At 64.4% G+C, this 10533-nt stretch carries 11 protein-coding genes; all 11 read left to right on the forward strand.

Annotated features, from left to right (window positions below; genetic code table 11):
• The first annotated feature begins 2 nt into the window (after positions 1-2).
• On the forward strand, positions 3-992 hold the full coding sequence (locus ACIBG0_RS21165; RefSeq protein WP_397034661.1) for an MCE family protein: 990 nt from the start codon (positions 3-5) through the stop codon (positions 990-992).
• Positions 992-2182, forward strand: coding sequence for an MCE family protein (locus tag ACIBG0_RS21170; RefSeq protein WP_397034662.1), 1191 nt, complete (start codon positions 992-994; stop codon positions 2180-2182). Before ACIBG0_RS21165 ends, ACIBG0_RS21170 begins: the two co-directional genes overlap by 1 nt.
• Entirely contained in the window at positions 2179-3297 is a 1119-nt protein-coding gene (locus ACIBG0_RS21175) for an MCE family protein (protein WP_397034663.1), read from the forward strand. Before ACIBG0_RS21170 ends, ACIBG0_RS21175 begins: the two co-directional genes overlap by 4 nt.
• A complete protein-coding gene (locus ACIBG0_RS21180; RefSeq protein ID WP_397034664.1) occupies positions 3294-4763 on the forward strand; it encodes an MCE family protein in 1470 nt (489 codons plus the stop codon). The genes ACIBG0_RS21175 and ACIBG0_RS21180 overlap by 4 nt, the downstream gene beginning before the upstream one ends.
• Entirely contained in the window at positions 4739-5326 is a 588-nt protein-coding gene (locus ACIBG0_RS21185; protein ID WP_397034665.1) for a hypothetical protein, read from the forward strand. Before ACIBG0_RS21180 ends, ACIBG0_RS21185 begins: the two co-directional genes overlap by 25 nt.
• Complete coding sequence (locus ACIBG0_RS21190; RefSeq protein ID WP_397034666.1) at positions 5323-5853, forward strand: hypothetical protein; 531 nt, start codon at positions 5323-5325, stop codon at positions 5851-5853. The genes ACIBG0_RS21185 and ACIBG0_RS21190 overlap by 4 nt, the downstream gene beginning before the upstream one ends.
• Before the next feature lie 453 nt (positions 5854-6306).
• Entirely contained in the window at positions 6307-7818 is a 1512-nt protein-coding gene (locus tag ACIBG0_RS21195) for a long-chain fatty acid--CoA ligase (RefSeq protein WP_397034667.1), read from the forward strand.
• A gap of 51 nt (positions 7819-7869) precedes the next feature.
• On the forward strand, positions 7870-8298 hold the full coding sequence (locus ACIBG0_RS21200) for a tautomerase family protein (RefSeq protein WP_397034668.1): 429 nt from the start codon (positions 7870-7872) through the stop codon (positions 8296-8298).
• A 12-nt stretch (positions 8299-8310) separates the two neighbouring features.
• Positions 8311-9330 carry a PucR family transcriptional regulator gene (locus ACIBG0_RS21205; protein WP_397034669.1) on the forward strand — a complete coding sequence of 340 codons (1020 nt, stop codon included), beginning with the start codon at positions 8311-8313 and terminating at the stop codon, positions 9328-9330.
• Positions 9331-9339: 9 nt separating this feature from the next.
• Positions 9340-9924 (forward strand): NAD-dependent epimerase/dehydratase family protein, encoded by a 585-nt coding sequence (locus ACIBG0_RS21210; RefSeq protein ID WP_397034670.1) that lies wholly within the window; start codon positions 9340-9342, stop codon positions 9922-9924.
• A 222-nt stretch (positions 9925-10146) separates the two neighbouring features.
• Positions 10147-10512, forward strand: coding sequence for a hypothetical protein (locus ACIBG0_RS21215; protein WP_397034671.1), 366 nt, complete (start codon positions 10147-10149; stop codon positions 10510-10512).
• Positions 10513-10533: the final 21 nt, after the last annotated feature.

The raw sequence follows: 10533 nt of genomic DNA on the forward strand, positions 1-10533 counted from the left end.
CCATGAAATCGTTCTCCGAACGCGATCCCCTGCGCTTGGGGCTGGTGGGCATCGCCATCGTCGTCGCCCTGCTCGTTGGTGTGTTCAATTACGAGCGCATTCCCGAATGGCCGGGCCACAAGACCGTGGTGGCCGAATTCGCCGACGCCAGCGGACTGAACACCGGGGACGCCGTGCAGATTTCGGGCATCGAGGTGGGCAAGGTCGACAGCATCGCCCTCAGCGGCGATCACGTCGACATCGCTCTGCGGGTCGACACCCACGGACAGCACCTCGGCATGCACACCACCGCGGCGATCAAGGTCGAAACGGCTCTCGGGCGTCGCTATGTCGAGCTGCGGCCTGACGGTGACGGCGCCATCGGGGGCCGAATTCCTTTGGACCACACCAGCTCCGGCTTCGACATAACCGAATCGCTGAACCAACTGACGACCCGGTTGGCCGGCACCGACAAAAAGCAACTGACCGACGCGGTCGACAGCGTGTCGAAAGTGCTGACTTCGCTACCGGAGAATCTGCGCCCTTCGCTCGACGGTGTGTCGCGACTGTCGGAGACCATCGCCTCCCGCGACGGAGCCGTACGGGATCTGCTCGATCGCACCCAATCAGTGACCGGCATTCTCGCGCAACGAAATCAGAACCTGACCGCACTGCTGACCGACGGTGGTTCGCTGTTCGCCGCACTCAACGACCGGGCCGCCACCATTCGCACCCTGCTGGTCAACGTTCGGGCCGTCAGCGCCGAACTACACGGATTGGCCCAGGACAACAAGCAGACACTCGCACCGATGCTCGCCGAACTCGACCGGGTCTTGGGTCTGCTCAACACCAACTACGACAACATCAACGCCGCGATCACCGGCTTGAAACCGTTCGTAACCCAACTCGGTGAGGTCGTCGGCAGTGGACCGTTCTTCGGTGTACTGCTGCACAACATCGCCCCCGCAAACCTCAACGGGCAGCAGCCCGGCGGCCCCGGAGGAGGACGCTGATGGCGTCGCCACGCGCGGGCTGGTCCCGCATCCCGGTCCCTGGACGGATTCTCGCCGTCCTGATCGTCGCGGCGATCATCGGCACCGGTGCCACCTGGTGGATGACGCGAGATGCGACCGTTCGGGTCACCGCCTACTTCACCAACTCGGTTGGCCTCTATCACGGCGACCGCGTTGCGCTACGCGGTGTGCCGATCGGCGACGTCGACGACGTCACGCCGATGGGCGATCGCGTTCGCGTCACCATGCATTTCGATTCGTCGCATCCGGTGAACGCCGACACCCACGCCGTGATCGTGGCCCCCACGCTGGTGTCGGGCCGCTACATCCAGCTCATCCCGAAACGTGGATCCGAGCCGGAATTGCGCGATGGCGCCGTCATCCGGCTCGAGCGCACCGCTGTCCCGGTCGAATACGAGCAGATCAAGCAGCAGGTCACCGATCTCGCCACCCAGCTCGCGCCCAAACCCGGCGACCCGACCGGGACCTTGGCCCGATTCACCGACGCCACCGCGAAAGCACTCGAGGGTAACGGCAAAACGCTCAACGACACACTGGTCGACCTGTCCAAGGCGATGCAGACGCTGGCCGAGGGCGGACCCGATCTCTTCGCCACCGTGCGGAACCTGCAGACGGTGATTTCCGCGCTCGCCGCCAATGACACTCAGGTCCGGAACTTCATCGGTCAGCTGGCCGGGGTGTCGAATCTATTGAACGACAACCGGACTCAGCTCGACGCGGCACTACAGGCGGTCCAAGCGATGCTGCCCGAAATCCGCGGCTTCGTCGCCGACAACCGTGACGCGCTGAAATACGATGTCACATCGCTGATTCGGATCACCTCGTTGCTGGTGAACCGGGAGGACGACCTCGCCCAGATCCTGCATACCGCGCCGACCGCGCTGGACGATCTCTACAACATCATCGACCCGTCTTCGAAGTCGGTGACCGCGAATCTGATCATCCCGGATCTACCGGACCCGATGTCGCTGATCTGTGCCCTGCTCACCACGGTGGACGCGCCGAAAGCCGAATGTTCGCGTGTCAGTTCACAATTCGGTGACCTTTTCGGCGCTGCTGTGCGTGCGGCGATAGGGGCGGGCTCGGCGCCGCAGCCCACCGTGGGCCTGCCCGGGTTACCGGCCGTCCCCGGACTGACCGACCTTCTCATCCCCGGAGCCCGACGATGAAACCCTCGATACGACGCCAGGCCAGTGGCGTGCTGCTACTGGGTGCGTTGCTGAGCGCCGGTTGCCGATTCGACGGAGCCAATTCGATCCCACTGCCCGGCAACGTGATTCACCACGGCTCCTATACGGTGCGGGTGCAGCTGCGTGACACCCAGAATCTGATCGCCAACTCGCTGGTCAAAGCCGACAACGTGACCGTCGGTACGATCACCGCGATCACCGTCCGCGATTACCTCGCGGACATCACCCTCGAAATCGACAACAACGTCCGACTGCCTGCGAACAGCACCGCCCGACTCGCACAAACCAGCGTGCTCGGCGCGCAATATCTAGAGCTGAGCAGCCCCAACAGCGGTAAGTCGGACCGGCCGCTGCGTGACGGCGACGTGATCCCGCTCTCGGCGACCACGGAGTATCCCGCGACCGAGGATGTGCTCGCCGCGTTATCGTTGGTTCTCAACGGCAGTGGGCTGGAACAGATCCGGACCATCATGACCGAACTGAACGACGCGTTCGGCGGACGCGAGAACGCGATCAATCGGTCCTTCGCTCGACTGGTCACCTTCGTCGACGGCCTCGACAGCCAACGCGACAACATCGTGCGTGCCATCGACAGCCTCGACGCACTCTCGAAAGAGCTTGCCGCGCAGAAGGACACACTCGGCGCCGGGATCGAACAGATCCAACCGGCGCTGGCCGTGCTCGACGAGCAGAAGACCCAGCTGACGACCATGCTCGACCGCGTCGGCGCCTTCGGTGCGCAAGCCGCGCAGGTTCTGCACAGCAGTCGCGACGACCTCACCGCCGACCTGCACAACCTGCAGCCCACGCTCACCCAACTCGCGGCAGCGGGTTCCGATCTCGCCGGGGGACTGCTCGTCGCCCTGAGCTTCCCATTCCCGGTCACCGTCACCGACAAAGCCATCAAGGGCGACTACATCAATTTGTTCCTCACCCTCGACCTCACCGTCGAAGGCATCCAGAACAAGGTCATCGGCAGCATCCCGTTCAACCGACTGATTCCGATGTCCAACCGCGCGGTGAACCCGCTCATCGCACCGACGCAACCCGCGCCGGGCGACCTGCCCGCCGATCCGAACGGGGGACCCCGATGAGAACCCGTCTGGTCAAAGGTCAGCTCATCGTCTTCGCGATCCTGGCCGTGGTGAGCCTGGTCTACGGCTTGCTCCACTACATCGGCATCCAGCGCCTCACCGGACTCGGAACCTACACGGTCACAGCCGATTTCACAGATTCGGGTGGTCTGTACGAAGCGGCGTCGGTCACCTACCGCGGCGTGGAGATCGGCCGCGTCACCGGCATAGACCTCAACGGCGAGACCGTCCGAGTCCACATGCAGTTGCGTGACGACCACAACGTCCCAGCCTCGGCCACGGCCGCGGTCAAAAGCATGTCCGCCATCGGCGAACAGTACGTGGACCTGATACCTTCCGATGACACCGCGCCCTATCTGCGCGACGGCAGCTCGATCCCACTGTCGAAGACGACCGTGCCGATCCCGACCGTCGACGTGCTGGACAAAACGCAGACCCTGCTGAAGAGCGTGTCCACCGACTCGCTGCGAACCGCGATCGACGAGACCTTCAACGCCGTCAACGGCGCCGGGCCCGCCCTGGCCACCCTCATCGAATCCTCCGCGAAGCTGCTCGACCTCGCCCAAGCTGATATCGGCCCCACCCTCACCCTGCTCGAAGACGCTGAACCGCTGCTGCGCACCGGAAATTCGGTCCGGACCGAAATTCGTTCCACGACAAGCGATCTGGCATCCTTCACCACGCAGCTGGCACTGAACGACGCGCAGTTGCGCGATGTGCTGGATCAGGGCCCCGCCACCGCCGCCACCGTTTCCGGCACACTCGCCGACCTGACGACGCCGCTGCCGGTGCTGCTGGCCGATCTGCAGACCGTGGGACAGGTGCTGCGGGTCAATGTAGCGGGACTGCGCCAGATCCTGGTCGTGTATCCGGCGCTGGCGACCGGCTTGAACTACACCGACGCCGCCGCGGGCCTGCAGACCACCGCCGACACCAGAGGGCCGCAGCTGCCGCTGGATGTCAAATTCGGCAATACCGAGAACCCGCCACCTTGCACGGAGGGATATCAGAGCACGCAGCGCCGCGACCCATCCGACACAGGTCCCGCGCCGGTTTCATCGACGGGCGACTACTGCCGGGTCGCCCCGGACAACCCGAAAGTCATCCGCGGGGCCCGCAATACCCCCTGCGTCACCGATCCCTCGGTCCGCACCGCCGACATCGCGAATTGCCCGGGCGGACTGCCCTCGACCTGGCCGGACATGCTCGCACACCCCCGTGATCCCGATCCGGCGGCAGCCTCGCAACGCCCGGCGCCCGAACCGGTCGCGCCGACCGGACGCGCACGCACCCCCGACCCGGCCGCGTCCGCACCGGTCGCACCCGCCGCCATGACCGCACCATACGCGGAGCGCGACGGAACCTTCCATGGACCGGACGGTCTCACCTATGTCGTCGGGCAGCTGGCCCAATCGGCTGCCGAAGCAAAGGAGTACCAGGGATGGCAATCGCTATTGATCAAATAGACACCGACGAGGCCACATCCGAGTCCGCCTCGGCTTCCGACTCGGCTTCCGGCTCGGTGGACTCACCGCGCCGCCCAGGGGCACCGTGGAGGGTCTGGGCGATCACGATTGCCACCGCAGTAGTGGTGACGCTCGTCGCGGTGAGTTCGCAGCTCTGGCTGACTGTCCACCACAACCACCAGGACGACACCCGCGATCGTGCCGTGCTCGATACCGCGCGCCGTATCGCCGTCCAGTTGGTCACGCTCAGTCACGATTCGGCCAAACAGAATCTCGCTGCGATCGCCGCCGATTCGACCGGATCCTTCCGTGACCAGTGGGACAAGATTTCGGGCAACTTCGTCGCCGTACTGCAGAACGGCAAGGTCGAATCCACCGGCGAGGTCAAGGAAGCCGGGATCGTCGCGGTCGACGACGCGCATGCCACGGTGCTGACCGCTGTCACCTCCACGGTCAAGAACACCGAAGCCCCCGAGGGACAGCAGCGGGTCTACCGCATGAAGATGACCCTCGACCACACCGACGGGCGCTGGCTCGTCTCGAACGTGGAGTTCGTCGCATGAAAATCCGTCCACGCCAATGGTTCCGGCGTTTGTCAGCGATCGGCAGGCGGGCCACCATCGCCACATTCGTTGTGCTCGCGCTCATATTGGGTACGGCGATCACCACGATGGTCCTGTTCGGACGCAGTGTCTCCGACCACAGCGCGACAGCGACCGCCGCACGGGCGGCCCGGGATTCGGCACAGTCGCGAATTCCCACCGTGCTGTCCTACGACTTCAACACCATCGACACCGAATTCCCCAAGGTCACCGACAATTTGACCGGCACCTTCCGCGACGATTTCGCCAAGCTGAGCTCGAGTGTGATCATTCCTGCGGCACATCGCGATTCGATTATCACCACTGCGAAGGTCGTCGAATCCTCGGTGGTCACCGCAGCCGTCGACAAAGTCACGATGCTGGTGTTCCTCGATCAGGAGACCACCAGCAGCAAGTATCAGGGACCGCGCCTGGACGGCAGCCGCATACGAGTCACCATGACTCCGGCCGGCGACCGATGGCTCATCTCCGACATCACACCCGTCTGACATCGTTGCCCGAGGAGGCGAGAGTCCATGTCCGCCAAAAATGGTTCGCACCCGAAGGTGATGTGCACCTGCGAATCTGGATGTCCGACTTGGTCTTCAACTGTGCGGTAACCGGGGTGGCGGTGCGCAATTTTATCCACGATTGGAGGCGAAAGCCCTGGTGCGCAATCGAATTGATCGGCCACACCGCCGAGGGCGGTAGATTGCTGCCGCGCCTGCCGTGTGAGCGATCGTTCGTTGGGCCGTGACCAGCGGTGCCGAGATGTCAGCAGGTCAGGTTGATCGGCGAGTTGCGATCGAACTCGGAGTGAACCGACACACTGACGATCGGCTATCTTCAATAACAAAGTTTTAAACGAAGTTCTACGAATGCCTTGGATATGCACTATGTCCCCGGGGCGACGTGCCGACGTACCGAAGCCGGACCTTCGGCACCCGACGAAAGCAACTGAAATGAATCTCGCCGAAAATCTCGTGATCTCTGCCCACAACCGTCCCCACCATGTCGCGATTCGGCTCGACGAGACAGTCGTTTCCTACGCGCAATTGGACACGCTCAGTCAACGCGTCGCCGGTCTACTGGCCGCATACGATGTGGCACCGGGTGATCGGGTCGCGATCATGCTCCCGAACGTCCCGCATTTCGCCGCTCTCTACTACGCCATCCTGCGGGTGGGCGCGGTCGTGGTACCGATGAACCCGTTGCTCAAGGAACGTGAAGTCGCCTACTACCTGCGCGATTCCGGCGCCAAGCTGATATTCGTCTGGCCGGACTTCGCCGCCGAAGCCGCCGCGGGTGCCACGCAGGTGGGCAGTACCGCGATACCGGTTGCTCCGGCCGAATTCCTCGATCAAATGATGGCCATCGAGCCGCGAGAGGAAGTGATCGATCGCCGCCCCGACGACACCGCGGTAATCCTGTACACCTCTGGCACCACCGGCTTGCCGAAGGGCGCCGAGCTGACCCACGCCAACCTCGGGAGCAACGTCGACGTCTGCACACAGACCCTGCTCGAGCTCAGCGCCGAGGACGTGATCTTCGGCGGGCTACCGCTGTTCCATGTGTTCGGGCAGACATGCGCATTGAACGCCGCTGTGCGCGTCGGCGCGACGCTGACGCTGCTGCCGCGGTTCGACCCGGCCAAGGCATTGGAGCTACTGGTCCGGGACCAGGTGACGATCTTCGAAGGGGTGCCGACGATGTACTCGGCGCTGCTGAATCATCCGGGTGCCGCCGACATCGACCTCGGCGCGCTGCGGATCTGCGTCAGCGGCGGCTCCGCGCTGCCGGTGGAGGTGCTGCACGCCTTCGAGAAGCAGTTCGGATGCGTGGTGCTCGAAGGGTACGGGCTATCGGAGACCTCGCCCGCCGCTTGCTTCAATCACCCCGATCGGCCTCGTGTACCCGGTTCCATCGGTACCCCGGTCCGCGGCGTCGAACTACGGGTGGTCGACGACGAGGGCGGCGAGGTGGCCGACGGCACGGTCGGTGAGATCGTGATTCGCGGCGACAACATCATGAAAGGCTATTGGAACAAGCCCGAGGAGACCGCCGAGGCGATCACCGATGGCTGGTTTCACACCGGCGATCTGGGTCGGAGCGATGCGAACGGCAACTACTTCATCGTCGACCGCAAGAAGGACATGATCATTCGCGGCGGCTACAACGTCTATCCCCGCGAGGTCGAGGAGGTGCTCTACGAGCACCCCGATGTCGCCGAGGCGGCGGTCGTCGGTATCGCGGACGCCGAGCTCGGTGAGGAGGTCGCTGCCGCGGTCGCCCTCAAGCCCGGCGCATCGATTGGTGCCGACGAACTGCGTGACTTCGTCAAGGAACGCGTCGCCGCCTACAAATACCCCCGGCACCTGCACATCGTCGACGCCTTGCCGAAGGGGCCGACCGGAAAGATCCTCAAGCGCGAAATCAATCTGCATGCCGACCACGGCGGATCGACCATTCACTGACGCTCTTTGCGGAATTACGTTCGGCCGCTGATCAATTCGAAAGGAAAGCCCATGCCTTTGTATCAAGTTCTGGTTCCCGCGGGGTCGCTGGCTGAGGACCACCGCGCCGAGTTGGCCGAAGCAATCACCGCCATTCATACCTCGGTCACCGGCGCGCCTCGGGGATTCGTCAACGTTGTATTCGTCGAATACGAGCCGTCGGCGTTTTTCACCGCCGGTAAGCCCAACACGGTATCGGTGATCAGCGGAAATATCCGGGCCGGTCGGGATCGCGCATCGCGAGCCGAACTGCTCACCCAGCTGTCGGCGGCGTGGACCGCCGTCACCGGCCAGGACGCCCGAAGTCTGCTGCTCGGACTCAACGAGATGGATCCCACTTCCATCATGGAGGCGGGGCTGATCATGCCCGCTCCCGGCGAGGAAGCGGAGTGGATCGAACAGCACAGGCAGGAACTCGGCGATGTGCTGTCGACCCAATAGCTGATCGCGCATATGGGGTACCCGCGATCGACGGACCTCGCCACACAGGTCGCCGCCTGTGTGGCAGAGGTCGGCGCGGCACTGAGCCATAACCGTGCCGCCTTGATTCGCGATCTCTACCAACGACTTTCGAGCGAGATCGCGGAGTTGCGCGGCGACGAGAGTCTGCAAGCATCGCTCGTCGCGAGCATCGAGGACAACGTCGAGACCTCCCTGCCCTTCCTGCAATACGGCGTCGATATCGGCCAGGCGGAGGCGCCACCCGCGGCGATCGAATACGCCCGACGCCTCGCCCAACACGGCGTTCCGGTTCGAGCTCTCGTCCGCGCTTATCGGCTCGGCCAGGACACGGTCCTGCAGCGAGCCTTGGCAATCCTCAACACCAAGGTCAGCGACCCGTACCTGCTGACCGCCGTCGCGCAACGGCTGGCGGCGGCGAATTTCGCCTACATAGACCACGTCACCGAACAGGTACTCGAGGCCTACGAAGAAGAACGGGACCGCTGGCTACAGCACCGCAACGCGACTCGTGAGGCGTTGATCCATGAACTACTTCGCACCGACCCAGGCGACCTCGCCGGGGTGGAAGCCATACTGGGCTACCGGCTGTCCCACCGTCGACATCTCGGTCTGGTCGTTTGGACCGCCCATACCGGAAAGGCCGACCCGCAAGCCTCCAGTCTGGCCCGGTTCACCAGTGATCTCGCCGATGAACTCGGTTGCCCATATCACCCGCTGTTCCTGCCCCGCGATCAGGCCTCCGGCTGGGCCTGGCTCTCGCTGGCGCACAGTCCGACCGCCGAGACACTGGCGGCCGCGGTGCAAGTCCTCGCCCGCGGGGTCACTGTCGCGGCGGGGGAACCCGGTAACGGCGTCAAGGGATTCCGCCGCAGCCATCACCAGGCGAGCCAGGCGCACAAGGCCATGCTCGCAGCGGCGGATAGCGCACCGAGCGTGGCCACATTCGGTGAGATCGGCGCCGTTGCCCTGCTGTGCGATGACCAGCTACGCGGTACTGATGCGGGAAATTAGGGTGGGGTGATGCGGATCTATTTGGCCGGTGCGACCGGCGTCATCGGAACACGATTGTTGCCCTTGCTGATCGAGGCCGGACACGAGGTTGCGGGGATGACCCGGTCCGCGGCCAAGGCCGACCTGGTCAGCGCCGCCGGTGCGGAGCCGGTGGTCTGCGATGTGTACGACCTCGACGCGCTCACCGCGGCGGTCGTCGCCTTCCGGCCGGATCTGGTGATGCATCAGCTCACCGATTTGCCCGACGATGCCGCGCTGCTCCCGGAACTCGCCGGTGCGAATGCGCGCATCCGATCCGAGGGCACCCGCAATCTGATCGCCGCCGCGCAGGCCGCGGGCGCGAAACGCTTTCTCGCCCAGAGCATTGCGTGGGAGCCGCCCGCCGGCCGCGGTGCAGGCATCCAGGAATTCGAGGCGGCGGTACTCGGTATCGGCGGCGTGGTCGTGAAGTACGGCCAATTTTATGGTCCGGGTACATATTACGAATCCGAGTTGCCCGACCATCCGCGTGTGCACGTGGATGATGCTGCCGCGCAGACGGTTCCGCTGATCGATGCGCCCAGTGGTGTGGTTGTTATCGCGGACCCGGTCTGATCCTTGCCGCGACTCTGGACGCCATCGCATCAGGTGCGAAAACTATCAACGGCCCGGCGGTAGTGATCAGCCGCCAGCGACACTGTGTTGCCGCCGACCCGCAGCCAGGCCCGGTGACTCTGATCGGCAGATGGCCTCGGGTCATGGCCGTGCCGGTCGGTTTGGAATACGGTGGCAGGGGCGATCACCCGGATCCGCTCACATCGGCCGAAGGAGACTCGTTTGCGCAACACGCTGCTCGTCACGTCCGTACTCGGTGCCGCACTGGTGGCTATGCTGCCCGAAGGCACGGCCCGTGCTCAGGCGCCGAGCGACGGTCCGCTGAAGGTGCGAGCGAGTACCGGCACCGATCAACTGCCGGTGACGGGTGTCGGGGTCGGCATCACCACATGCGCCGCCGGTCCGGTGCTTGCCACCTTGACGACCGGCGGTGATGGAACCGCGACGCAGGCCTTCCCGAACGGCTGCTACCAGGCGCAGGTTACCTCCGTGCCCTCCGGCTGTGAGCTGGCGAGCATCGCCTACGTCCAGGTCGACGTGGCACCCGGCGCGATACCGGTCGCAAGCTTCCAATTCCGCTGCGCGTAAACCGATTTCGACTCAAAACCG

The organism is Nocardia sp. NPDC050630, from assembly GCF_044457245.1.
Taxonomy (GTDB): domain Bacteria; phylum Actinomycetota; class Actinomycetes; order Mycobacteriales; family Mycobacteriaceae; genus Nocardia.

Excerpts from the sequence above, each read along its gene's own strand:
- ACIBG0_RS21195 (WP_397034667.1), top strand. The coding sequence starts at position 6,307 with ATGAATCTCGCCGAAAATCTCGTGATCTCTGCCCACAACCGTCCCCAC.
- ACIBG0_RS21210 (WP_397034670.1), top strand. The coding sequence starts at position 9,340 with ATGCGGATCTATTTGGCCGGTGCGACCGGCGTCATCGGAACACGATTG.
- ACIBG0_RS21185 (WP_397034665.1), top strand. The coding sequence starts at position 4,739 with ATGGCAATCGCTATTGATCAAATAGACACCGACGAGGCCACATCCGAG.
- ACIBG0_RS21165 (WP_397034661.1), top strand. The coding sequence starts at position 3 with ATGAAATCGTTCTCCGAACGCGATCCCCTGCGCTTGGGGCTGGTGGGC.
- ACIBG0_RS21200 (WP_397034668.1), top strand. The coding sequence starts at position 7,870 with ATGCCTTTGTATCAAGTTCTGGTTCCCGCGGGGTCGCTGGCTGAGGAC.
- ACIBG0_RS21175 (WP_397034663.1), top strand. The coding sequence starts at position 2,179 with ATGAAACCCTCGATACGACGCCAGGCCAGTGGCGTGCTGCTACTGGGT.
- ACIBG0_RS21190 (WP_397034666.1), top strand. The coding sequence starts at position 5,323 with ATGAAAATCCGTCCACGCCAATGGTTCCGGCGTTTGTCAGCGATCGGC.
- ACIBG0_RS21170 (WP_397034662.1), top strand. The coding sequence starts at position 992 with ATGGCGTCGCCACGCGCGGGCTGGTCCCGCATCCCGGTCCCTGGACGG.
- ACIBG0_RS21180 (WP_397034664.1), top strand. The coding sequence starts at position 3,294 with ATGAGAACCCGTCTGGTCAAAGGTCAGCTCATCGTCTTCGCGATCCTG.
- ACIBG0_RS21205 (WP_397034669.1), top strand. The coding sequence starts at position 8,311 with ATGGGGTACCCGCGATCGACGGACCTCGCCACACAGGTCGCCGCCTGT.